At 49.5% G+C, this 23,336-nt stretch carries 23 protein-coding genes; 6 read left to right on the forward strand and 17 right to left on the reverse strand.

What is annotated here, in order from left to right:
- Positions 1-24 precede the first annotated feature (24 nt).
- Positions 25-561: a YniB family protein gene (locus tag QUF14_RS10510; RefSeq protein WP_000222172.1), complete on the reverse strand. Its 537-nt coding sequence runs from the start codon at positions 559-561 to the stop codon at positions 25-27.
- 146 nt (positions 562-707) lie between these two features.
- Here QUF14_RS10510 and hxpB point away from each other — a divergent pair, with 146 nt between their 5' ends.
- The 3 genes from hxpB to tcyP all read left to right on the forward strand — a co-directional run bounded on the left by hxpB (position 708) and on the right by tcyP (position 3,653).
- Positions 708-1,376 (forward strand): hexitol phosphatase HxpB, encoded by a 669-nt coding sequence (gene hxpB, locus QUF14_RS10515; RefSeq protein WP_000106834.1) that lies wholly within the window; start codon positions 708-710, stop codon positions 1,374-1,376.
- 162 nt (positions 1,377-1,538) lie between these two features.
- Entirely contained in the window at positions 1,539-2,129 is a 591-nt protein-coding gene (locus QUF14_RS10520) for a metal-dependent hydrolase (RefSeq protein ID WP_001295408.1), read from the forward strand.
- 132 nt (positions 2,130-2,261) lie between these two features.
- A complete protein-coding gene (tcyP, locus tag QUF14_RS10525; RefSeq protein ID WP_001010692.1) occupies positions 2,262-3,653 on the forward strand; it encodes a cystine/sulfocysteine:cation symporter in 1,392 nt (463 codons plus the stop codon).
- 3 nt (positions 3,654-3,656) lie between these two features.
- Here tcyP and QUF14_RS10530 read toward each other — a convergent pair whose 3' ends face one another.
- On the reverse strand, positions 3,657-4,460 hold the full coding sequence (locus QUF14_RS10530) for a hypothetical protein (protein ID WP_001354710.1): 804 nt from the start codon (positions 4,458-4,460) through the stop codon (positions 3,657-3,659).
- Between the two features lie 287 nt (positions 4,461-4,747).
- Positions 4,748-5,011 (reverse strand): cell division activator CedA, encoded by a 264-nt coding sequence (cedA, locus tag QUF14_RS10535; RefSeq protein ID WP_001241561.1) that lies wholly within the window; start codon positions 5,009-5,011, stop codon positions 4,748-4,750.
- A gap of 182 nt (positions 5,012-5,193) precedes the next feature.
- Here cedA and katE point away from each other — a divergent pair, with 182 nt between their 5' ends.
- Complete coding sequence (katE, locus tag QUF14_RS10540; protein WP_000077828.1) at positions 5,194-7,455, forward strand: catalase HPII; 2,262 nt, start codon at positions 5,194-5,196, stop codon at positions 7,453-7,455.
- Positions 7,456-7,501: 46 nt separating this feature from the next.
- Here the strand turns inward: katE and chbG are convergent, their stop codons facing one another.
- The 7 genes from chbG to osmE form a co-directional block, all read right to left on the reverse strand.
- Positions 7,502-8,260 carry a chitin disaccharide deacetylase gene (chbG, locus tag QUF14_RS10545; RefSeq protein WP_000440453.1) on the reverse strand — a complete coding sequence of 253 codons (759 nt, stop codon included), beginning with the start codon at positions 8,258-8,260 and terminating at the stop codon, positions 7,502-7,504.
- Between the two features lie 12 nt (positions 8,261-8,272).
- Entirely contained in the window at positions 8,273-9,625 is a 1,353-nt protein-coding gene (celF, locus tag QUF14_RS10550; protein WP_001071840.1) for a 6-phospho-beta-glucosidase, read from the reverse strand.
- A gap of 104 nt (positions 9,626-9,729) precedes the next feature.
- A complete protein-coding gene (chbR, locus tag QUF14_RS10555) occupies positions 9,730-10,572 on the reverse strand; it encodes a transcriptional regulator ChbR (RefSeq protein ID WP_000983653.1) in 843 nt (280 codons plus the stop codon).
- A 7-nt stretch (positions 10,573-10,579) separates the two neighbouring features.
- Positions 10,580-10,930 (reverse strand): PTS N,N'-diacetylchitobiose transporter subunit IIA, encoded by a 351-nt coding sequence (gene chbA, locus QUF14_RS10560; protein WP_000968929.1) that lies wholly within the window; start codon positions 10,928-10,930, stop codon positions 10,580-10,582.
- Between the two features lie 50 nt (positions 10,931-10,980).
- Positions 10,981-12,339 carry a PTS N,N'-diacetylchitobiose transporter subunit IIC gene (gene chbC / locus QUF14_RS10565; RefSeq protein ID WP_000073041.1) on the reverse strand — a complete coding sequence of 453 codons (1,359 nt, stop codon included), beginning with the start codon at positions 12,337-12,339 and terminating at the stop codon, positions 10,981-10,983.
- An 84-nt stretch (positions 12,340-12,423) separates the two neighbouring features.
- Positions 12,424-12,744, reverse strand: coding sequence for a PTS N,N'-diacetylchitobiose transporter subunit IIB (gene chbB / locus QUF14_RS10570; protein ID WP_001504334.1), 321 nt, complete (start codon positions 12,742-12,744; stop codon positions 12,424-12,426).
- 298 nt (positions 12,745-13,042) lie between these two features.
- Entirely contained in the window at positions 13,043-13,381 is a 339-nt protein-coding gene (osmE, locus tag QUF14_RS10575; protein ID WP_001039044.1) for an osmotically-inducible lipoprotein OsmE, read from the reverse strand.
- 201 nt (positions 13,382-13,582) lie between these two features.
- On the opposite strand from osmE, the gene nadE reads away from it, so the two are divergent.
- Complete coding sequence (gene nadE, locus QUF14_RS10580; RefSeq protein ID WP_000175035.1) at positions 13,583-14,410, forward strand: NAD(+) synthase; 828 nt, start codon at positions 13,583-13,585, stop codon at positions 14,408-14,410.
- 229 nt (positions 14,411-14,639) lie between these two features.
- Complete coding sequence (gene cho, locus QUF14_RS10585) at positions 14,640-15,527, forward strand: excinuclease Cho (protein ID WP_000252395.1); 888 nt, start codon at positions 14,640-14,642, stop codon at positions 15,525-15,527.
- On the opposite strand, the gene ves is transcribed toward cho, so the two are convergent.
- The 7 genes from ves to astC form a co-directional block, all read right to left on the reverse strand.
- A complete protein-coding gene (gene ves, locus QUF14_RS10590; protein ID WP_024212145.1) occupies positions 15,487-16,062 on the reverse strand; it encodes an environmental stress-induced protein Ves in 576 nt (191 codons plus the stop codon). The two genes, cho and ves, sit on opposite strands and share 41 nt — an antisense overlap.
- Positions 16,063-16,264: 202 nt before the next feature.
- Positions 16,265-16,750: an ATP-independent periplasmic protein-refolding chaperone Spy gene (spy, locus tag QUF14_RS10595; protein WP_001228990.1), complete on the reverse strand. Its 486-nt coding sequence runs from the start codon at positions 16,748-16,750 to the stop codon at positions 16,265-16,267.
- A gap of 329 nt (positions 16,751-17,079) precedes the next feature.
- Positions 17,080-18,048, reverse strand: coding sequence for a succinylglutamate desuccinylase (gene astE, locus QUF14_RS10600; protein WP_100733787.1), 969 nt, complete (start codon positions 18,046-18,048; stop codon positions 17,080-17,082).
- Entirely contained in the window at positions 18,041-19,384 is a 1,344-nt protein-coding gene (astB, locus tag QUF14_RS10605) for an N-succinylarginine dihydrolase (protein WP_000994993.1), read from the reverse strand. The genes astE and astB overlap by 8 nt, the downstream gene beginning before the upstream one ends.
- The gene (gene astD, locus QUF14_RS10610; RefSeq protein WP_000177300.1) at positions 19,381-20,859 is read right to left on the reverse strand and encodes a succinylglutamate-semialdehyde dehydrogenase; all 1,479 of its coding nucleotides are present in this window, start codon (positions 20,857-20,859) and stop codon (positions 19,381-19,383) included. Before astD ends, astB begins: the two co-directional genes overlap by 4 nt.
- Positions 20,856-21,890, reverse strand: a complete 1,035-nt coding sequence (gene astA, locus QUF14_RS10615; RefSeq protein ID WP_000989455.1) for an arginine N-succinyltransferase — start codon at positions 21,888-21,890, stop codon at positions 20,856-20,858. The genes astD and astA overlap by 4 nt, the downstream gene beginning before the upstream one ends.
- Complete coding sequence (gene astC / locus QUF14_RS10620) at positions 21,887-23,107, reverse strand: succinylornithine/acetylornithine transaminase (RefSeq protein WP_000081973.1); 1,221 nt, start codon at positions 23,105-23,107, stop codon at positions 21,887-21,889. Before astC ends, astA begins: the two co-directional genes overlap by 4 nt.
- Positions 23,108-23,336: the final 229 nt, after the last annotated feature.

The following is a 23,336-nucleotide window of genomic DNA, read 5'->3' on the forward strand; positions in this document are numbered from 1 at the left end:
TGGCCGCTCCGTGCGGCCTTTTGGTTAAATAAACCCCAGCAGAGAAAAGAACACATAACCTGCAGCAATACAAATAACCGGCAGGATATACAGCGAGAAAAACTGCAGGAAAATAGTATGGTGCGGCACAACAATACGTGACTCAATTTGTTCACGCGTTAGCCCCTCTTCCCCTTTGGCTTTTTCCAGAATGAGTTGATCTTCAACACCTTCCCGCAAGAAGCGCGCCTGGCGACTCATCCGGGCACCGGAATCCTGCAACGCTAGTCCGACAAAAATCAGGATGAAAATCACCCAGAACATAACGTTCACGCCACCATTAAAATTGGGCGTCGGGGAGTTATACCAGAACAGATTCAAAAAAGGCGTATTCGCCTGCATCATATCGATCATGACATGAGTAAAGTCGAGCATGACCGCATTAATGCCTTCCTGGTTTTCCTGCCGGGTATTCATAAATTTCAGCAAAGAAATCAATGTAGAGATCAATGCAGGTATAAAAATCACCCAACCTAAAATCCTTTTCAAAACAGCAATGCGTCCAGCTTGTTGATACGTCATGAGTTCTCCTTGATTAAGACGCGTCGTTTCACTTAGTTTACCTGTAGATATCTGTTTTCGCCCATTCTTTAAAGGCGATATGATAGGCGCTTAATCATAAGCACGGCTTAATACCTTACACATAATGCTCTAAAGGAGAGGTTGTAATGTCAACCCCGCGTCAGATTCTTGCTGCAATTTTTGATATGGATGGATTACTTATCGACTCAGAACCTTTATGGGATCGAGCTGAACTGGATGTGATGGCAAGCCTGGGGGTGGATATATCCCGTCGTAACGAGCTGCCGGACACCTTAGGTTTACGCATCGATATGGTGGTCGATCTTTGGTACGCCCGGCAACCCTGGAATGGTCCAAGCCGTCAGGAAGTAGTAGAACGGGTTATTGCTCGTGCCATTTCACTGGTTGAAGAGACACGCCCATTATTGCCAGGCGTGCGTGAAGCTGTTGCGTTATGCAAAGAACAAGGTTTATTGGTGGGACTGGCCTCCGCGTCACCACTACATATGCTGGAAAAAGTGTTGACCATGTTTGACTTACGCGACAGTTTCGATGCCCTCGCCTCGGCTGAAAAATTGCCTTACAGCAAGCCGCATCCGCAAGTATATCTCGACTGCGCAGCAAAACTGGGCGTTGACCCACTGACCTGCGTAGCGCTGGAAGATTCGGTAAATGGCATGATCGCCTCTAAAGCAGCCCGCATGCGTTCCATCGTCGTTCCTGCGCCAGAAGCGCAAAATGATCCACGTTTTGTATTAGCAAACGTCAAACTCTCATCGCTGACAGAACTCACCGCAAAAGACCTTCTCGGTTAATAACCAAGGGCAGTTATCACGCTGCCCCTGGTTCTTTATCTGAATTTGCATTCAACTGGCGGATTAATCGTCAATTTAAGAGAAAGAGTTACACCGTCACTACTTCCGTGCACTGTATAAAAATCCTATACTGTACGTATCGACAGTTTAGTGAGTTTTATCATGACGGCGGAAGGTCACCTTCTCTTTTCTATTGCTTGTGCGGTATTTGCCAAAAATGCCGAGCTGACGCCCGTGCTGGCACAGGGTGACTGGTGGCATATTGTCCCTTCCGCAATCCTGACGTGTTTGTTACCGGACATCGATCACCCAAAGTCGTTTCTTGGGCAGCGATTAAAGTGGATATCAAAACCGATCGCCCGCGCTTTTGGGCATCGTGGTTTTACCCACAGTCTGCTGGCGGTATTTGCGCTGCTGGCAACCTTTTACCTTAAGGTTCCTGAAAGCTGGTTTATTCCTGCTGATGCGTTGCAGGGAATGGTACTGGGTTATTTGAGCCACATACTTGCCGATATGCTGACACCCGCCGGTGTTCCCCTGCTCTGGCCATGCCGCTGGCGTTTCCGCTTGCCTATCCTGGTTCCCCAAAAGGGCAACCAACTGGAACGTTTTATCTGCATGGCATTATTTGTCTGGTCTGTATGGATGCCCCATTCATTACCCGAAAACAGCGCTGTTCGTTGGTCATCGCAAATGATCAATACCTTGCAGATCCAGTTTCATCGGCTTATTAAGCATCAGGTTGAATACTAAAAAGGCAAAAATCGCCTTTCTGGAATAAGCAATTCCATTTGAATATAAGAGCCAGCACACAGTTCTGTTAATCTTGCGCCAACACTATGACTGCTACGCAGTGATAGAAATAATAAGATCAGGAGAACGGGGATGAACTTTCCATTAATTGCGAACATCGTGGTGTTCGTTGTACTGCTGTTTGCGCTGGCTCAGACCCGCCATAAACAGTGGAGTCTGGCGAAAAAAGTGCTGGTGGGTCTGGTGATGGGTGTGGTTTTTGGCCTCGCCCTGCATACCATTTATGGTTCTGACAGCCAGGTACTTAAAGATTCTGTACAGTGGTTTAACATCGTTGGTAACGGCTATGTTCAACTGCTGCAAATGATCGTTATGCCGTTAGTCTTCGCCTCTATTCTGAGCGCGGTTGCCCGTCTGCATAACGCATCACAGTTAGGCAAAATCAGTTTTCTGACCATCGGAACGCTTTTGTTTACCACGCTGATTGCGGCGCTGGTCGGTGTGCTGGTCACCAACCTGTTTGGTTTGACGGCTGAAGGTCTGGTTCAGGGTGGTGCAGAAACTGCACGTTTGAACGCCATCGAAAGTAACTATGTTGGTAAAGTCTCTGACCTGAGCGTTCCGCAGCTGATCTTGTCCTTTATCCCGAAAAACCCGTTTGCCGATCTGACCGGAGCCAATCCGACGTCAATTATCAGCGTGGTAATTTTTGCCGCATTCCTCGGCGTAGCTGCGCTGAAGCTGCTGAAGGATGATGCGCCGAAAGGTGAACGCGTCTTAACCGCTATCGATACCCTGCAAAGCTGGGTGATGAAACTGGTTCGCCTGGTCATGCAGCTGACCCCTTACGGCGTTCTGGCGCTGATGACCAAAGTGGTTGCAGGTTCTAACCTGCAAGACATCATCAAACTGGGAAGTTTCGTTGTCGCGTCCTACCTCGGTCTTCTGATTATGTTTACAGTGCATGGCCTTCTGCTGGGCATTAATGGCGTGAGCCCGCTGAAGTACTTCCGTAAGGTATGGCCAGTACTGACGTTTGCCTTTACCAGCCGTTCCAGTGCTGCGTCTATCCCGCTTAATGTGGAAGCACAAACGCGTCGACTCGGTGTTCCTGAATCCATCGCCAGTTTCGCCGCCTCTTTCGGTGCGACCATTGGTCAGAACGGCTGTGCCGGTTTGTATCCGGCAATGCTGGCGGTGATGGTTGCGCCTACGGTTGGCATTAACCCGCTGGACCCGATGTGGATTACGACGCTGGTCGGTATTGTTACCGTTAGTTCCGCAGGCGTTGCCGGTGTCGGTGGTGGCGCAACTTTCGCCGCACTGATTGTGCTGCCTGCGATGGGCCTGCCTGTAACGCTGGTGGCATTGTTAATCTCCGTTGAACCGCTTATCGACATGGGCCGTACGGCGCTAAACGTTAGTGGCTCGATGACCGCTGGCACGCTGACCAGCCAGTGGCTGAAGCAAACCGATAAAGCCATTCTGGATAGCGAAGACGACGCCGAACTGGCACACCGTTAATTCTTATGCTGGCAACGGTCCGTTTTGTATAGGGGCCGTTGCCTTACTTTTTAAATGTTCCATCGCGGCGATGCATACTGACTCATATTTAAACAGATCGTCAGCGAAAAAAATGGCTAACTTATCAATACATTCCTGACTCAATGAATGTGCTTGTAGCGAGAAGCTTAAAACCTCATACCCAAGACGTTTTCTAAGTGAACTATCTGAAATGCTCATAATCTCTTCAAGCACACCACTTCCCATTCCCGGAAGATTCAGTGGATTAAAAAGAAGATTGACATTAAGCATTGATATTACCGAAGGAAACTTTAGGAGACTCTCATTTTTTTGAATCGCAGCAAAAATGCTCCCAACAGGATGTATATAATTTTGTTCATAGTATATCGTTCTTAAATACTGAATAACCAACCTGTTTTTTATATTGATCAAATTGGTCATTTTTTCTGGTCGGAATTCACAGGTAAAATCCATCCCAACAAAATTCTCATTAATACCTCTTATCCTAATTTCACTACCATAAAGATTATTAATTATCACTCTATATTTAACATTGTCCTGCAGATATGTATCAAAACTAAGTGCTGGCGCTCCTGGCTTTGAGGCATCATAGTTAATGTTAGACATATAGGTAATCATATAATTGAAGTTTGATTCTGCTATTTCATCGCAGGCACATTGACCCGTTGATATGAAGAAAGTGAGTGCTGTCATGGTAGACTGCAGCCTTTCTTTAAAAGAGTTAAAGGCAAGGTTTTTAATATTTAAATTACCATAATCACTCTGTATTAAGTTTGTAGAAAACATCTCCCACCTCGTATTTCAACAAAATTATTATCTCATTTGAATCTAAGCAATTTAAAATATAAGTTTAATGGCAACGCCACAGGATGAACTATCAAAAATAGCTCATTCTGATTAGCTAAACTTAACTATTATAAAATAAATAAACAATTAAAGAAAAAAGATCACTTATTTATAGCAATAGATCGTTAAAGGCAGCTTTTTGTTACAGGTGATTTGAATGAATGTTGCATCGAAATACAGAATTTCAGGCCATGTAACTCCCGGCCAAACCGGGAGGTACGTAATCCTTACTCAGTCACTTCCCCTTCCTGGCGGATCTGATTTGCCCAACGCTGGGCGGATTCAGGCACAGTAAACGCCGGTGAGCGCAGAAATGACTCTCCCATCAGTACAAACGCAACATATTTGCCACGCAGCATCCAGACATCACGAAACGAATCCATCTTTATCGCATGTTCTGGCGGCGCGGGTTCCGTGCGTGGGACATAGCTAATAATCTGGCGGTTTTGCTGACGGAGCGGTTTCTTCATTACTGGCTTCACTAAACGCATATTAAAAATCAGAAAAACTGTAGTTTAGCCGATTTAGCCCCTGTACGTCCCGCTTTGCGTGTATTTCATAACACCGTTTCCAGAATAGTCTCCGAAGCGGGATCTGGCTGGTGGTCTATAGTTAGAGAGTTTTTTGACCAAAACAGCGGCCCTTTCAGTAATACATTAAGGAGACGAGTTCAATGTCGCAACATAACGAAAAGAACCCACATCAGCACCAGTCACCACTACACGATTCCAGCGAAGCGAAACCGGGGATGGACTCACTGGCACCTGAGGACGGATCTCATCGTCCAGCGGCTGAACCGACGCCACCGGGAGCGCAGCCAACCGCGCCAGGGAGTCTGAAAGCCCCTGATACGCGTAACGAAAAAATCAATTCTCTGGAAGACGTTCGCAAAGGTAGTGAAAATTATGCACTTACCACCAACCAGGGTGTACGCATCGCCGATGATCAAAACTCCCTACGCGCCGGTAGCCGTGGCCCAACACTGCTGGAAGATTTTATTCTGCGCGAGAAAATCACTCACTTTGACCATGAGCGCATCCCGGAACGAATTGTTCATGCGCGCGGCTCAGCCGCTCACGGTTATTTCCAGCCATATAAAAGCTTAAGCGATATCACCAAAGCGGATTTTCTGTCAGACCCTAACAAAATCACCCCAGTATTTGTACGTTTCTCTACCGTTCAGGGTGGTGCTGGCTCTGCCGATACCGTGCGTGATATCCGTGGCTTTGCCACCAAGTTCTATACCGAAGAGGGTATTTTTGACCTTGTTGGCAATAACACGCCAATCTTCTTTATCCAGGATGCGCATAAATTCCCTGATTTTGTTCATGCGGTAAAACCAGAACCGCATTGGGCAATTCCGCAAGGGCAAAGTGCTCACGACACCTTCTGGGATTATGTTTCCCTGCAACCGGAAACGCTGCATAACGTGATGTGGGCCATGTCGGATCGTGGTATCCCGCGCAGCTATCGCACCATGGAAGGCTTCGGTATTCACACCTTCCGCCTGATTAATGCCGAAGGGAAAGCGACGTTCGTACGTTTCCACTGGAAACCATTGGCCGGTAAAGCCTCACTGGTTTGGGATGAAGCACAAAAACTAACCGGACGTGACCCGGACTTCCACCGCCGCGAGTTGTGGGAAGCGATTGAAGCGGGTGATTTCCCGGAATACGAACTGGGCTTCCAGTTGATTCCTGAAGAAGATGAATTTAAGTTCGACTTCGACCTTCTTGATCCAACTAAACTTATCCCGGAAGAACTGGTGCCCGTTCAGCGTGTTGGCAAAATGGTGCTTAATCGTAATCCGGATAACTTCTTTGCCGAAAACGAACAAGCAGCTTTCCATCCAGGCCATATTGTTCCTGGTCTGGACTTCACCAACGATCCCCTGTTACAGGGACGTTTGTTCTCCTATACCGATACACAAATCAGTCGTCTTGGCGGACCCAATTTCCATGAAATTCCGATTAACCGCCCGACCTGCCCATACCACAACTTCCAGCGTGATGGCATGCACCGCATGGGTATCGACACTAACCCGGCGAATTACGAGCCCAACTCGATCAACGATAACTGGCCGCGCGAAACACCACCAGGGCCAAAACGTGGCGGTTTTGAGTCATATCAGGAGCGCGTGGAAGGCAATAAGGTGCGCGAACGTAGCCCGTCATTTGGCGAATATTATTCTCATCCGCGCCTGTTCTGGTTAAGTCAGACGCCGTTCGAGCAGCGCCATGTTGTCGATGGTTTCAGCTTTGAGTTAAGCAAAGTAGTTCGTCCGTATATTCGTGAGCGCGTTGTTGACCAGCTGGCGCATATTGATCTCACTCTGGCCCAGGCGGTGGCGAAAAATCTCGGTATCGAACTGACTGACGACCAGCTGAATATCACCCCGCCTCCGGACGTCAACGGTCTGAAAAAGGATCCATCCTTAAGTCTGTACGCCATTCCTGACGGTGATGTAAAAGGTCGCGTGGTAGCGATTTTGCTTAATGATGAAGTGAGATCGGCAGACCTTCTGGCCATTCTCAAGGCGCTGAAGGCCAAAGGCGTTCATGCCAAACTGCTCTACTCCCGAATGGGTGAAGTGACTGCGGATGACGGTACGGTGCTGCCTATAGCCGCTACATTTGCCGGAGCGCCTTCGCTAACGGTCGATGCGGTTATTGTCCCTTGCGGCAATATCGCGGATATCGCTGACAACGGCGATGCCAACTACTACCTGATGGAAGCCTACAAACACCTTAAACCGATTGCGCTGGCAGGAGACGCGCGCAAGTTTAAAGCAACAATCAAGGTCGCTGACCAGGGTGAAGAAGGGATTGTGGAAGCTGACAGCGCCGATGGTAGTTTTATGGATGAACTGTTAACGCTGATGGCAGCACACCGCGTGTGGTCACGCATTCCTAAGATTGACAAAATCCCGGCGTAAATATGGATAAGGTCACGCCCCCTGGGGAGTGACCTTACCACCTTACTTACACATCAAGATAACTACCCAACCGATAACCACGCTCAGCAATCGCATATTTCAACGACGCTGAAGTCAGCACATCCAGTTCCGTTAACCGAGGGAAGCAATAAGCACTCTGGCGAATCGTATTATCGATAAACGCCGGGTGGCACATCACTTCCAGAGAGCGCTCGCCGCGATGACTGGAGTCATCAAGCACTTGCAGGAACAGTGTCTCGCTAATCTCTTCACCATAAAACGCGCTACTGAATCCCTGCGAACTGCGCAGATTAGCCAGTAAATCACCAACGTTAGACAGCGGCTGACGGTCGATGCGCAACGCTATCCCCTCTTCAGCCGCAAACCTGGCAACAATCGGGAAAATCTGCGGGAACATATGCACATGATGATGGCTATCAAGATGCGTAGGTTTGCGTCCAAATAGCTCAATGAAACGCAAATACTGACTGGCGAGCTCCTGAGTAATTTCTTCCAGCGGTAAAGCATCTTCTTCTGCCAACTGCCAGATCCATTTTCCCAGCACACCATCGCGGGTTAACCCCGGCATAGCTGTCAGTGGCTTGCCCATAGTAAGGACAAAGTGCATCCCTATGGCCAGACTCGGTTCATCACGACTCAACTGCACTGCATGGTCAATAGCCTGCCCATTCACCAGCGCCGTCGTCGACGTGACAATCCCATTGCGACAGGCCTCGATAATGCCGTAGTTCTGACCTTTGCTTAAGCCAAAATCATCGGCATTAACAATCAGTAAGCGTTCCATAATCAGCCTCGGTTAATGTGCTTTTTTAAGCTCTGCGATGCAGTCGGCAAAATTTGGCAGCCATTTCTCGTGCGCCAGAATCATCTCGCGTGCCAGCAGCTCAGCATCGCGATCGGAATGCACCAACGGACTAAGGTTTAGCGCCAGTAACACATCGTTAAATTCCCCGCTAAGTGCGGCGTTGCTGGCAGCAATCTCGAAGCCTTTGATGGTGTGAATCAGCCCCATCACTTTATCATCGAAATGCGTAATGCGCGGATGTGGCGTCGCGCCATCGCGCCCCAGCGTACAGGTCATTTCTACCGCCCAGTCTGCCGGAATATTATCAATATGCCCATGATGCGGGATATTAACGTAATGTTCTGCTTGCTTGTCGTTGTAGATAGCGTTGATCACTTCGCACGCTGCATCAGAGTAATAAGCCCCACCGCGCTGTTCCAGCTCTTTCGGCTTAACATTCAACTCCGGGTTTTTATATAGCTCAAAAAGTTGTTTCTCGACTTTCTGTACTACCTGCGCACGTGCGCCGCCTTTGTAGTATTCGCCCATTTCAATAGCCAGCATCTCTTTTTGCTTGAAGTAATAAAGCAAATAAGAACACGGCAACAGATTCAGAGAACGAATTAAGCCTTCGCTAAATGGCAGATCGAAAATATTTTTAACGCCAGATGCTTTTAACTGCCCGGATGCCACACCATCAAGCAATTCGGCAAAGCGTGATTTGCCATTTACCAGCACATCCTTAATGAACACCATATGGTTGAGGCCGAACAAATCGATAGATAAATCATCGCTGTCTTTCAGCATCAGAACATCGCGAATAAACATCTTCATGCCGATCGGAATATTACACACGCCGATAAAGCGTTTAAATCCGGTATGACGATAAACGGCTTCAGTGACCATTCCCGCCGGGTTAGTGAAGTTAATCACCCATGCATTCGGACAAAGTTCTTCGACATCTTTTACGATGTCAAAAATCACCGGAATGGTACGCAGACCTTTAAACAAACCGCCCGCGCCGTTAGTTTCCTGACCAAGATAACCATGACTTAATGGAATACGTTCATCCAGTTCGCGCGCCGGTAATTGGCCTACGCGCAGTTGGGTAGTAACGAAATCAGCATCTTTCAATGCTTCGCGGCGATCCAGCGTTTTATAAAGCTTCATCGGGACGCCAGCGTTATCAATCATCCGTTGGCAGAGATCAAAAATAATATCCAGTTTAGCTTTACCACCTTCGACATCCACCAGCCATAATTCGCTGACCGGCAATTCGTGATAACGCTTAATAAATCCTTCCAGTAACTCCGGGGTATAGCTGCTCCCGCCACCAATAGTGACGACTTTTAATATCTGGTTCATAAACTCTCCCTTCAGTACAGAGTACTGATATCTGGCATATCTGCCCCCCCGGACATAAATAATCCAGCAACAGGACAGATATGTGAATTGTCAGGTATAACGACTTACTGATTAAATTCAGTCAATTTCTTACGATAGCTCTTAGGCGTAAAGGACGTTAATTTCTTAAACGTTTTAATAAACAAGCTCGGGCTACTATAACCGGCCTCAAACGCAATATCCGTCACGGAATAGTTGGTCATTTCCAGTTGTTTTTTGGCAAAATTAATACGGATCTCATTAATAATCTGCATTGGTGTTTTGCCATAATATCGTTGAGTCGCTCGCGTCAAATATTCCTGTGATTTGGCTGACAACGTCACCATATTCTCCAGCGCCGATTCACTAAACTGCTCTTTATCATGCATCTTTTCTACCGTACTTTTCAGCCACTGCGGTACATCATCAATCACCTGTTCTTCGCGGTAATGACGCAAACGGTTAATGACATAAAAAGTAACCATCTCAACAAACTCTTCCAGCCCTGTTTCGCGGAAATTCAATGAAGAAATCACGGTTTCCACATAGGTGAGAAAAGCGTTATTGGTCCGGTATACCTGCGAAGCGACAAAGCAATAAGGCAACAACGGCAGGTAATGCTGCTCAAAAAAGCGTTTACTGATCCCAACGTTCAATATGCGCGTGGCACCAAACTCATAAAAACTTTGATGGTGCGAACCTAACGGAATAAAAACAAAATCGCCCCGTTCCAGTAACACGCGCTTACCGTTAATCTCCTGGAAATAACGCCCGGTTAATACCAGAGTAAATTCATAATAGTCGTGCTGATGCAGTCCGCTGATACTCTCAGTTTTGTTATAGATAAACACATGGAAATTTTTGCCATTAAACAACTGCTGTTCTCGGGCAGTGGCAATTTCCGGCGCGTTAATCACTGGCTGCATCATCGACTCCTTATGCCTTCAGTTTTTCATGAAGCTCAATTAATTCAGTAATCAGTTCACGCGCAAGCATGGACGTCATTAAATGATCCTGAGCGTGGACCAGCACCAGACTCACTTTCATCTTACCTTCGCCCGCATCGCCTTCAATCAGTTTCGTCTGTACCAGATGCGCTTCATTCAATGCCATCCGTGACTGATCCATCATGGTTTTTGCTGCGGCAAAATCGCCCTGCTTCGCCTGTTTCAGTGCCGCATACGCCAGGCTGCGCGCTTGTCCGGAGTTGATGATAAGCCCCATCACCACTTCTTCCAGCTCTTCAGCTTCCGTTTGCGTATCGGGAATATTTTCGAGATCCATCATACATCGTTCCTCTCTATTCTTACCGGCACGATTACCCGTACCGGTATCGATTAAAATTTCAGGGCATTAGCAATATCTTCTTCACTCTCTTCTTTATCAATCGCGTTTTGTGCTTTGTTAGCCACCACAACAAAGGGCAGATAAATTAACGTTGCGATACCAAGGTTGAAGAGTGCGACCAGCAATGCAGCGACGCTACCGTTGGTGTTAAAGAAGGCTCCCAAACCGGTTGGCATGGTCCACGGTGCAATATTGGTCACCGGAGGAATAATGCCCATGTAGTACGCTGCCAGAGTGATTGCCGCCAGAATCGGTTGTACCAGTACAAACGGGATAAACATCACCGGGTTCATGATAATTGGCAAACCAAACAGAATCGGTTCGTTAATCTGGAAGATGCCGGACGGCAGCGCCAGTTTTGCCACCTGACGATAATCAGCACGGCGAGAAGCGATAAAGATAGCCAGGATCAGACCCAAAGTCGCACCACTGCCACCGAGGAAAATAAAGGAGTCCAGCATCGGCTTGGCCCAGATATGGAAGGTCTTACCGGCTGCCAACGCCGCTTCGACGGAACCATATTGCTGATAGGTCGCGATATTTTCCAGCGCCCACGGCGTCATAATGCCGTTGTCCAGGGCGGTCAGCGCCAGCGCGCCGTGAATACCAAAGAACCAGAGCAGTGGAACAAAGATCACATAGGCCCATCCCACCACGCTACCCAACGATGCCAGTGGGGTTGAGATGGTATCCATAATGATCTGATGGAAATTGGTACCCCAGGTATTCAACGCCCAGGCAATAATCCCCATCACGGAAAGAATAATAAAGCCGGGGATTAATGCCGAGAAGGAACGCGATACTGAAGCAGGTACGCTGTCGGGCAATTTAATGACCCAATTGCGGCGGACAATAAAGGTAAACATTTCTGCCACCACCAGGCCAATAATAATCCCGGAGATGATATTCGCCCCACCTAACCAGTTTGCGCCAACCGCATAGGCCTCACCGACACTATAAGGGGTGACGGTCATAAATGCTGCAACGGATAACAACCCAGCCGCCAGCGCATCGACTTTACGCTCTTCTGCCAGCGCCATGCCAATAAAGAACGGTGCCATTAAAGACATTATCCCTAATGTTCCGTTATATACGTTGCCGCCAATACCTTTCAGACCATTAAGTGTTTCAATGGTTGAGGCATCCAGGCGAATACCTAAGGAATAAAAAAACGACCCCTCCCCAAAGCTTAGAAAAACGTTGTTAATTAATACAAACATGGCCCCCGCAAGGGTTAACGGCATTAAGCGAATAAAGCCATTTTTGATTGCATTAACGTGTGGCTGCTTTCCTATTTTAACTGCAAAAGGGAGGAGTACCTTTTCAAGCGATGCAATAACATTACTCATAGAAAAATACCCTTAAAAACCGCAATTTAAATATTGCGGTATTGATTTATGAAATAACTCTTTGACGGGAAAATTTAAAATAAATTAATTTGCTGCGGCTTTTTTAATCGCTGCAACCGCAGCCTTAAGCACGCCTAAACCATCGACTTTGCCATAAAGCAGCGAGTCAATTACTTCGACCGGTTTGTTGGGTAACAAACGCTGGATTTCGGGCAAAATATAAGCAATCTGTGGCCCTAATAACACGACATCGGCATTCTGACCTTTTTCACCAGCCAATGTTTCCGGAAATGCTTCAATAATGACCGGAACTTCATATTTTTCTGCCTGTGCGCGCATTTTTGATACCAGTAAAGAGGTAGACATGCCCGCAGAACAAAACAGATAAATGTGTTTCTTTTCCATAAAACTGCCCTCATCGACGATTATCTGTCAGCCAGACACTCCGCAAGCCTTAACCTGCTTCCATGCTCTGGGTAACTTGCGAAACCAACATGACTTTTTTTGTGGCTGAAAGGAGTATACGGTATAGACCTGAGCAATAGTATTTCTTTGACCTTATAAATTGTCTCTCCTTGACCTGTGGTTATGACCCTCTTCACATTTCGGGCAAATAATTCGCGAAGATAATTAAGAACACAGGCCAAAAAAAACCGGCGCAATGGCCGGTTTCCGTTGTTACTCAAGCTTTCAGACGAAGTGATTACTTCGCAGCCTGTGGATCAGTGTCGTATTCAGCACAGGTCTGATAACCGGAGTTGATGACATGTCCGGTATCATCTAACGCGACAAAGTAGGTTTCTGCTTTACCATCACGTTGACCCAGGATGTAGGTCTGGCAAGTACCACGAGCATGAATCATGCTCACTTCAGACGAAGGTTTACCCGCAATTTGTGCAACCTGCGCCCGGCTCATGCCTTTTTTGACGTCTTTCACCACAGGCTGTACAAACTGGTCTTTGGTACGATCATAAGCCGTACAACCCGCCAGCATGGTTAATACCGCCGCTGCACTCAGAATTCCTGCCATATTCTTGTTCATATTCCGTCCTCTTGTTTATCAGCGTGTTAGATAAGCCTGGAATACATTGGGCGCTTTTTCAAGCCCGTGAACGAAACGGCTCCGCTTTCAGAGGATTCCTGTATGACGTTTTAACCACCATTCAGCCCGCTGTCGCTTGTCGTTTCAGTAGCAACGGGTTAGCTTTAAGGAAGTTTTGTCTTTTCTGTCTGGAGGGGTTCAATGACATTGCAACAACAAATAATAAAGGCGCTGGGCGCAAAACCGCAGATTAATGCTGAAGAGGAAATTCGTCGTAGTGTCGATTTTCTGAAAAGCTACCTGCAAACTTATCCGTTCATTAAATCACTGGTGCTCGGGATCAGCGGCGGTCAGGACTCCACGCTTGCCGGTAAGCTGTGCCAGATGGCGATTAATGAGCTGCGCCAGGAAACCGGCAACGAATCGCTGCAATTTATTGCCGTACGCCTGCCCTATGGTGTTCAGGCCGACGAACAAGATTGTCAGGATGCCATTGCCTTTATTCAACCGGATCGCGTATTAACCGTTAATATCAAGGGCGCGGTATTGGCCAGCGAACAGGCGCTTCGCGAAGCGGGTATTGAATTAAGTGATTTTGTCCGTGGCAATGAAAAAGCGCGTGAGCGGATGAAAGCACAATATAGCATTGCGGGTATGACCAGCGGTGTCGTGGTGGGCACCGATCATGCAGCAGAAGCCATTACCGGATTCTTCACTAAATATGGTGACGGCGGTACGGACATTAATCCGCTGTATCGCCTCAACAAACGTCAGGGTAAACAGTTACTGGCGGCATTAGGTTGTCCGGAACATCTTTATAAGAAAGCCCCAACGGCCGATCTGGAAGATGATCGCCCTTCTCTGCCAGATGAAGTGGCACTCGGCGTGACCTATGACAATATCGACGACTATCTGGAAGGGAAAAACCTACCTGAACAGGTCGCCAGAACAATAGAGAACTGGTATCTGAAAACCGAACATAAACGCCGTCCGCCAATTACCGTTTTCGATGATTTCTGGAAAAAGTAATAATTTGCACATATTGGTTTGTGCGAAAAAGAGTACTTTGTTCACGCCGGATGCGGCGTGAACGCCTTATTCGCCCCACAAAACTATGCAAATTCAATATATTGCATGAGTCGAATAGGCCTGACAGGCGTAGCACGTCAGACGGTGTAACCTTTGTCATCAACCCGCCTCTTTTTTAATCGCTCCCCGCCTGTTACACTGGATAGATAACCAGCATTCGGAGTCAACAGTGGTACGGCGTTTAACTTCTCCGCGGCTCGAATTTGAAGCTGCGGCAATTTATGAATATCCCGAACATTTACGATCATTCCTTAATGACTTACCCACCCGACCAGGGGTGTATCTGTTTCATGGCGAAAGTGACACCATGCCGCTCTATATCGGCAAAAGCGTTAATATCCGCAGTCGGGTGCTTTCTCATTTACGCACCCCGGATGAAGCCGCCATGCTACGGCAATCCCGGCGAATTAGCTGGATCTGCACCGCAGGCGAAATCGGCGCTCTGCTCCTTGAAGCGCGATTAATCAAAGAACAACAGCCGCTGTTTAATAAACGGTTGCGCCGCAATCGCCAGCTCTGTGCCCTGCAATTAAATGAAAAGCGCGTCGATGTGGTGTATGCCAAAGAGGTGGATTTTTCACGAGCCCCCAACCTGTTTGGCCTGTTTGCCAATAGGCGCGCAGCTTTGCAAGCATTGCAGACCATCGCTGATGAACAAAAACTTTGCTATGGCCTGCTGGGACTGGAACCGTTAAGCCGCGGGCGTGCTTGTTTTCGTTCTGCATTAAAACGTTGCGCTGGGGCGTGTTGCGGTAAAGAGAGCCATGAGGAACATGCGCTACGTTTGCGCCAGTCTCTGGAACGTTTGCGGGTGGTGTGTTGGCCGTGGAATGGTGCGGTGGCACTGAAAGAACAGCACCCGGAAATGACTCAATATCATATTGTTCAAAACTGGCTGTGGCTGGGGGCGGTTAATTCGCTGGAAGAAGCGACAACGTTAATTCGGGCACCCGCCGGGTTTGATCACGACGGTTATAAAATTCTCTGTAAACCTTTGCTTTCTGGTAACTATGAAATTACCGAACTTGATCCGGTGAATGACCCGAAAGCCAGTTGATTTCACTGAATAACAGTTTGCCTTGCGGTTGTAAAAGCCGCAGGGTGTGTTTGCCATCATACCAGCACGCTCCCTGGTCAGTAGTGAGCAGTTTGTCACCCAGTTGCCACGCCCCGTTAATGACAAACACTACCCCGCCGCGTGAGCCAAAGGTAGTAAACGTACGTTCGGCAATTCTGACTTTCGCCTTACAGACATCCAGGCGTGTCATGATGTTGAAATCCAGCGACATCTGCCCTGCCGTCAGTTTCGCTTTTACCACCAGGTCCGCCGCAAAGGCAAAAGGCTGTAACGGTTTTAAGGTATGTTTAAAGCGGTCTGCACTTTCAAGGAACATCTCGCCGCCTTCCAGCAACGTCACTATCCTTTCCATACCTGGAAACAAAGAAAACTCCCCATTCGCCGCGATGGATGCAATGCTGGCACGCCAGTAAAAATCACGTTTTGCCGGTGGGAAAGTGCAAATTTCGCGCGTTTCACCGGCAGCATTTCGCCACAGATTCACCGACATTTTACGCATATCAAAGTATTCCATACTCGCTCCCGGCCCGTTCTTTTCATTGTTATCGTTCAGGTAACCGTGGATGGTTATCGGCAACTCGGGTGATTTACGTTAGTGGCGATCAGGCTTTTTTTGCATCTGTTTGAGAACAAAAAAGAAAACCGCCGATCCTGTCCACCGCATTACTGCAAGGTAGTGGACAAGACCGGCGGTCTTAAGTTTTTTGGCTGAAAGATTATTCAGCAGTTGCAGGCATTTTACCTTTTGCCGCTGGACGTTCTGTCAGACGCTTCTCAAAATTAGCATTAAATTGCTTTTTCTGTTCCGGCGTCAGGATGTTGTAAATCTTGTTCTGGGTTTCCATGTGCGCCAGCATGTTAGCTTTGCGCTGTTCTTCCATTTTTGCGATCTGTGCTTCAGCTTTTGCTTTATCGAAGGTATCGCTGGCAATGATGTCATGCATTGCGCGGCGTTCTTCCAGCGGCGGACGTTTCATCTGGTCACGCTGGCCTTTCATGATTTCGCGGATCTGCTGTTTCTGCGCGTCGGTCAGGTTCAGGTCTTTGAACATCATGTCCTGATGCGGACCGAACTTGCCTTTGTGGTGCATCATCGGCTTCGCGTCAGCCGGTGCTGAGGTAGTGGTGTCTGCGGCATGGGCCAGGTTAGCCGCGCCAAGAGCCAGGGTAGAGGCAACAAACAGTGCAGTTAATTTACGCATATTCTATATCCTTCCTTTCAGTTATTTATTACGGCTTTCTTAAGTAGCGTGCCGTGTTGACGAGATTAACTTTACTGACTTTAGCGTCAATTAATCAGAGCAACGGTAAAACAATGAAAGTGTAAAAAACACTTTTGCGCCAATTATGGAGAAAAAAAGAAAATTTGATGGAGAGTGATGAGAGAATATTACAACATGATGATTTTGCAGAGATTATGAAGAACTATACCGGATGACTGGTGATAAATAAAGCAAATAACCAGGATTAATCTGTATTAATTTATAAGAAAGTAACTTAATACCCGCAGAATGATTTCTGCGGGTAAGTATTAGCTTATTTTTTCGAGCATTAATCCCGCGCGTAATCCCAACGCTACCAACGGATTAGGGAATAACACATACTCTACATCATGGGTTACGGTAAAACGTTCCTCACCGTCCTGCGCCAGCAACGTTCCTTTCTTAAACGGCATAAAATTCAGCGTGTCACTTGCCATATGCATTTCGAAGGACGGCGAATGGCGAGTAATTTGCGAAACCACCCGATAACGTAGTGGCGGCGTTCTCACGATACCGACACTCTCACCAGATAGCAGCACAGCAATTGCGCTGGCAGTTACTGCAAACTGGCGAAGATCGTTTTGTCCGAAGGGCAACGCTTTGCCGAGTTCCAGCGTACAGGCCAGCGCGCCAAAATGTCTGGCGCTGAAATGGGTAAACGTACCACCAGGCGCCTGATGGAACACCAGTGCCTCCAGCCCAGCCGCCCCCAGCCACGTCAGAAATTTCTCGTCCCAGGGAATGTCGCGTTGCGGTAATACACCGAACTGCGGATGCAAGGAGCCACGAATTGCGGTATGTAGATCAAGGTGCCAGCGAATAGATTCCTTGCCCTGGTCATAAAAATCTTCCAGGCACTGTTCCAGTTCGCGCGCGCGACAGGTTTCCCCGCTTTCAGCAAATAATTGCCAACGTCCGCCAAACATTCGGTTCATATCGCTATGGCAATAACGTTTCCCTTGCTTCAGCGCAGGAGGATTCCCGAGGATCACCAGCAGCCGCCAACGTAACGGGATCTCGCCGTGAGATATCGCGCCAAGCAACGCGTCCAGCATCTCCACAGGTGCCGTCTCATTACCGTGTATTCCCGCTGAAATCACCAGCGCACCTTGCGGTGGCGTTAATGGCGTCAGTTCCAGCACGCCATCGCCCAGCCAGCGCCAGCGAACGCCGTTGATTTCTCGCTCGGTGATAACCGGTTTTTTACCCGTTAAGGTCAGAGCAAGAAAATTATCCATTGCCCCCTCCCTCGCGCTGGAACGGATAAACCGAACCGAGATTCAGTAGTTGGCTCAATACATCCAGTGCTTCCCGCCCTTCGTGCAGCAGCAGCGGATCAGCCAGATCCGCCGCAGTAAGACGATCGCGGTAGTAACGCTCCACCCAGTCATTGAGCGCATTAAACAGCGTATCGTTCATCATCACCGCCGGATTAACCGCCCGGCGTTCTTCTTCTGTCAATACCACCCGCAACCGCAGGCACGCCGGGCCTCCACCGTTCGCCATGCTTTCACGTAAATCAAAGACTTTTAGTTCGCTAATCGGGTTGTCAGCGGCAAGGAGTTCATTGAGATAACACCATACTCCGGCGTGTTCACGACACTCCTGCGGCAGCACCAGCAGCATGGAACCATCATCGCGGCTCAACAGTTGGCTGTTAAACAGATACGTAGACACCGCATCCGACACGGAAACCTGAGTCGCCGGAACTTCTAGCGCCATAAAACCATTGACCCGCGAACGCAGATTTGCCAGTAATTGCGCCTGGCGAGCGAACGCCTGCTGATGGCAAAACAGCACCTGACGGTTACTTACGGCAATCACATCATTATGAAAAACGCCCTGGTCGATAACGTCCGGGTTTTGCTGGGCGAAAATCACCTGTTGGGGATTCACCTGATTCAACCTTGCCACCGCCTCGCTGGCTTCGCGTGTCTGCCGCGCCGGATAATGGGAAGGTCGGGAAACATTGCCCTCTTCTCGCCCGTAGACAAAAAGTTGCATACCCGGTTCACCGTAATGACCGCCGAGACGATTGTGGTTTGCCGCCCCCTCATCACCGAGCAACGCTACCTGCGGCAACGCCGAATGGACACTAAATTTCTCTTCGTCGTTAAAAATCGCTTTTAACAGCGATTCGGTGACGGGGGCTTCCAGCGAACGGTGAAATTTATTGTTCAGGTTGGCAACGGTGAGATGCACTTTGCCATCCAGCGTATCGGCAGATGGCGCGATCGTTGCCGCATTGGCTACCCACATTGGCGAAGCGGAGCTGACGCTGGAAAGCCAGTGCGGTGCCTGGCGTGCAACTTTTTCCAGTACCTGCTCATCGCTACCACTGAATCCCAGTTGACGCAGCACCGGAATAAACGGACGCTCGTGCGGCGGGATCACCGCCTGGGGGAATCCCGCATCGGCAAGGGTTTTCATTTTCAGTAAGCCCTGTTTCGCCGCCAGTCGCGGGTTAGACACCTGAAAACGGTGACGGGTAGAGGCTTCATTACCAAACGACAAGCCCGCGTAATGATGCGTCAGCCCTACCAGCCCGTCGAAATTGACTTCCCAGGCGTTCATCGCACCACCTCATCGGAAAAATCCAGCCCAGGGTTAAGCGTGGCGGGCAATGTTAACGAGTCCGACTCCAGGCTCGCCATCGGCCAGGCACAATAATCTGCGGCATACCAGGCACTGGGGCGATGGTTACCGGAAGCGCCAATGCCGCCGAATGGCGCGGTACTGGCAGCGCCGGTAAGCGGTTTGTTCCAGTTAACAATCCCCGCCCGCGCCTCCAGCAACAGTTGATCGAATTTTTCCCGCTCGGGGGAAACCAGACCGCAAGAGAGTCCGAAGCGAGTGTTATTCGCCATTCGAATCGCTTCATCGAAAGTATCATATCGCCAGACGCGCAATAACGGTCCGAACACCTCTTCATCTGGTACGCCAGCAACGCCTGTCATTTCAATGATCCCCGGCGTCAGCAACGATGTTCCTGCGCGCAGTAAACGTGGCGCAAGCAGGGTTCGTCCGCCCATCGCTTCCAGTTCCTGCCAGGCGGTAACCACCTGCTGCGCGGCCTGATCTGATATCAGCCCGCCAAGAAACGGCTGCGGTTCGTCATCCCAGTTGCCCGGCGTTAATCGCTGGCTGACGGCAACCAGACGAGCAAGAAACGCATCGCCCTGCGCCCCGCTTTTCAGCAATAAACGGCGGGCGCAGGTGCAGCGTTGCCCGGCTGTGACAAATGCCGACTGAATGGTCAGATGGACAGCGGCATCGATATCCGCCACCTCATCGATAATCAGCGGGTTATTGCCGCCCATTTCGAGGGCGAGAATTTTCTCCGGCTGACCGGAAAGCTGACGATGCAACTGGTAGCCAGTATTGGCGCTACCGGTAAACAGCAAGCCGTCGAGATCCTCCAGCGCACTCAGCGCCTGACCCGTTTCACGCCCGCCCTGCACCAGGTTCAGCACGCCCGGCGGCAAGCCAGCCTGCTGCCATAAACGCATTACCGCTTCGCCACTCCACGGTGTCAGTTCGCTGGGTTTAAAGATAATGGTGTTACCTGCCAGCAATGCCGGAACGATATGTCCGTTCGGCAAATGACCAGGGAAATTATACGGCCCAAACACCGCCAGCACGCCGTGCGGGCGATGTCGCAGGCTCGCCGCGCCGTCCGGCATTTCACTACGCTGCTCGCCGGTACGAACGTGATACGCCTTAATTGATATCGCGATTTTATTGATCATCGCCGTCACTTCGGTTGCCGCTTCCCAGCGCGGCTTACCCGTTTCTCTGGCAATAATCGCGGTTAATTCGGCTTTATTGCTTTCCAGCAATCCGGCAAAGCGTTCAACTCTTACCTGACGATCGCCAAAGGAGAGTCGCGCCCAGCGCGGAAACGCCGCTCGGGCAGCCCGACAAGCCTGCTCGACCTGAGCGGCATCGGCATCATTGCCTTGCCATAGCACCTCGCCCGACACCGGATTACACTTCACACGCAATGCGCCCTGGCCCGTAACCCAGTCACCATTGATCCATAAAGTCATGCTGTTTTCTCCTCTGCGCACAGGCGCACCAGACGAACGCGATCCCCTGCGTGGCATTTGAGGGCATCCAGTTGTGCGGCGGTTAAAATCAAACGCTCGGTCGCTGGATCGGTACGCACCAGCACCACGCGGAAATGGTGATAATTTTCATTGGCGACCAGGCAGGCCGGGAATTCGCCCTGCGCAGGCTGCCCTTCTGCCACTTCCACCAGCCGACTTTTGCGAATGGCTCGCACGCGGTCGATGTCACACTCAAGCGTCGGCCCGCCGTCAAAAATGTCGATATAGTTACGGTAGCGAAAACCTTCTTTCTCCAGCACCGCGCGGGCAGGCGCGGTCTGCGGATGTACCTGACCGATGACGTCCTGCGCTTCCTGGGATAAAAAGTGGGTATAGATCGGATGTTTCGGCATCAGTTCTGCAATAAACGCCTTTTGCCCGGTGCCGCAGAGAAAATCGGCGCGGCTAAAATCCATCGAAAAGAAGCGTTTACCGAGGCTTTGCCAGAACGGTGAATAGCCGTGTTCGTCTATCACCCCGCGCATTTCGGCGACCACTTTGTCATTAAACTTGTCGCGAAAAGCCGCCATAAACATAAAGCGCGATTTCGACAGCAAATAGCCGTTGCCCTCTTTGCGCCACTCCGGGTCGAGAAATAGCGTGCACAACTCGCTGCTGCCGGTGTGATCATTACTGAGAAACAGCGTCGGTAACGCGTTATAGACATTTAGCTCTTTGGAGGCGTGAACCAGCGTGCCGACGCGATAGTTATACCAGGGATCGTTCAGACCAACCGCCACTTCAATGGCGCAAATTCCCGCCACAGTGCCTGTCTCACTATCTTCCAGTACAAATACATAACCCTGCTCGCTTTTGGGCAGTTCGCCTTGCCAGGTTTTGATTGCCCTTTCGATACGCGCCGAAAGCGTGGCTTCATTGGCGGGAAGCGACGTCAGGCCGCCGCCCGTTTTGCTGGCAAGCTGCATTAACGCTGAGACATCAGTGCGTTCAACGGGACGGATGACCATCATGATGAACCTCCGCTCACAAAGCGTTCACAGGCCGCAGCAAAACGATCCAGCCCGGTTGTCACCTCTTCTTCGCTGACGTTGAGCGCAGGCGCAAAACGCACCACATTGCCACCCGCAATCAGCACCATCACGCCCGCTTTCGCCGCCTCCTGAGAAATTTGTTTCGCTTGCCCAGCGTAATCCGCATTCAGCACACAGCCAATCAGCAGACCTAATCCGCGAACTTCACTGAACAAACCGCAGCGGTAATTAATGGTATTAAGACGCTCAACAAACCAGTCGTGACGCTGTTTAACGCCATTAAGCATCTCTGGCGTGTTGATGAGATCCAGTACTTTACCTGCCACCGCCGAGGCCAGCGGATTACCGCCATAAGTGGTGCCATGTGTGCCCACGGTCATCACGCTGGCGCATTCTTCGGTTACCAACAGAGCGCCAACGGGGAAACCGCCGCCCAGTGCTTTGGCGGTAGTTAACAGATCGGGCGTCACGCCGTAGTGCATATAGGCATACAGTTCCCCGGTACGCCCGACGCCCGTTTGTACTTCATCAAAAATCAGCAATGCGTTGTGGCGGTCACACAGTTCGCGAAGCTCCTGTAAAAATGCGTTGCTGGCTGGCACCACACCACCTTCTCCCTGGATGGGTTCGACAATCACCGCACAGGTAGAGTCGTCAATCAACGCACTGGCAGAGTTAATATCGTTATATGCAGCATGACGAATATCCGGCGGCAGTGGCGCAAAATCCTGTGAATAGGCTGGCTGCCCGCCCGCGCTGACGGTAAACAGCGTGCGCCCGTGGAACGCATTTTTAAACGCCACGATCCCGCTCTTATGGCTGCCGAAGCGGTCGTGGGCGAATTTACGTGCCAGTTTGAGCGCCGCTTCATTGGCTTCCGCACCAGAGTTACAGAAGAACACGCGATCGGCAAAAGTGGCGTCGATCAATTTTTTCGCCAGTCGCAGTACCGGCTCGTTGGTGTAACCATTACCGGTATGCCAGAACTTACTCGCCTGTTCGTTCAGCGCCTCGCGCAGTTCCGGGTGCGCATGGCCCAGTGCGTTCACCGCAATGCCACCCGCGAAGTCGATATACTCTTTCCCCTGCTGATCCCACAAGCGCGAACCTTCGCCACGTACCGGAATAAATGGTGCCGGAGCGTAAACAGGTATCATCCATTCATCAAAGTTTTCACGCGTAATTGGCTGAGACATAGCGACCTCTACAGTAAATAATTCGTTATTTATATGTTAATAATAAGTAATGTTTGCGCTGTAAATGTAGATTGCAGGGTTCGTGCCAGCCAGTGATAAAAGTGCATAAAAGGGGGCGATTAACTGATAATCAAGGAGTTATAACTGTACGCCATGCATTTAAAGTGCATAAAAAGTGAATATGTTTGCGATGATGATGAATAAAAAGAATAAAAAACGCAATGTTATG

The organism is Escherichia sp. HH091_1A, from assembly GCF_030295175.1.
GTDB classification, from domain to species: Bacteria; Pseudomonadota; Gammaproteobacteria; order Enterobacterales; family Enterobacteriaceae; genus Escherichia; species Escherichia coli_F.

Coding starts and splice junctions, on each gene's coding strand:
- hxpB (WP_000106834.1), top strand. CDS start 708: ATGTCAACCCCGCGTCAGATTCTTGCTGCAATTTTTGATATGGATGGA.
- chbG (WP_000440453.1), bottom strand. CDS start 8,260: ATGGAACGCTTACTGATTGTTAATGCCGATGATTTTGGCTTAAGCAAA.
- celF (WP_001071840.1), bottom strand. CDS start 9,625: ATGAACCAGATATTAAAAGTCGTCACTATTGGTGGCGGGAGCAGCTAT.
- tcyP (WP_001010692.1), top strand. CDS start 2,262: ATGAACTTTCCATTAATTGCGAACATCGTGGTGTTCGTTGTACTGCTG.
- astC (WP_000081973.1), bottom strand. CDS start 23,107: ATGTCTCAGCCAATTACGCGTGAAAACTTTGATGAATGGATGATACCT.
- spy (WP_001228990.1), bottom strand. CDS start 16,750: ATGCGTAAATTAACTGCACTGTTTGTTGCCTCTACCCTGGCTCTTGGC.
- chbR (WP_000983653.1), bottom strand. CDS start 10,572: ATGATGCAGCCAGTGATTAACGCGCCGGAAATTGCCACTGCCCGAGAA.
- QUF14_RS10520 (WP_001295408.1), top strand. CDS start 1,539: ATGACGGCGGAAGGTCACCTTCTCTTTTCTATTGCTTGTGCGGTATTT.
- cedA (WP_001241561.1), bottom strand. CDS start 5,011: ATGCGTTTAGTGAAGCCAGTAATGAAGAAACCGCTCCGTCAGCAAAAC.
- chbC (WP_000073041.1), bottom strand. CDS start 12,339: ATGAGTAATGTTATTGCATCGCTTGAAAAGGTACTCCTCCCTTTTGCA.
- katE (WP_000077828.1), top strand. CDS start 5,194: ATGTCGCAACATAACGAAAAGAACCCACATCAGCACCAGTCACCACTA.
- nadE (WP_000175035.1), top strand. CDS start 13,583: ATGACATTGCAACAACAAATAATAAAGGCGCTGGGCGCAAAACCGCAG.
- astA (WP_000989455.1), bottom strand. CDS start 21,890: ATGATGGTCATCCGTCCCGTTGAACGCACTGATGTCTCAGCGTTAATG.
- osmE (WP_001039044.1), bottom strand. CDS start 13,381: ATGAACAAGAATATGGCAGGAATTCTGAGTGCAGCGGCGGTATTAACC.
- astD (WP_000177300.1), bottom strand. CDS start 20,859: ATGACTTTATGGATCAATGGTGACTGGGTTACGGGCCAGGGCGCATTG.
- astB (WP_000994993.1), bottom strand. CDS start 19,384: ATGAACGCCTGGGAAGTCAATTTCGACGGGCTGGTAGGGCTGACGCAT.
- chbA (WP_000968929.1), bottom strand. CDS start 10,930: ATGATGGATCTCGAAAATATTCCCGATACGCAAACGGAAGCTGAAGAG.
- chbB (WP_001504334.1), bottom strand. CDS start 12,744: ATGGAAAAGAAACACATTTATCTGTTTTGTTCTGCGGGCATGTCTACC.
- astE (WP_100733787.1), bottom strand. CDS start 18,048: ATGGATAATTTTCTTGCTCTGACCTTAACGGGTAAAAAACCGGTTATC.
- ves (WP_024212145.1), bottom strand. CDS start 16,062: ATGGAATACTTTGATATGCGTAAAATGTCGGTGAATCTGTGGCGAAAT.
- QUF14_RS10510 (WP_000222172.1), bottom strand. CDS start 561: ATGACGTATCAACAAGCTGGACGCATTGCTGTTTTGAAAAGGATTTTA.
- QUF14_RS10530 (WP_001354710.1), bottom strand. CDS start 4,460: ATGTTTTCTACAAACTTAATACAGAGTGATTATGGTAATTTAAATATT.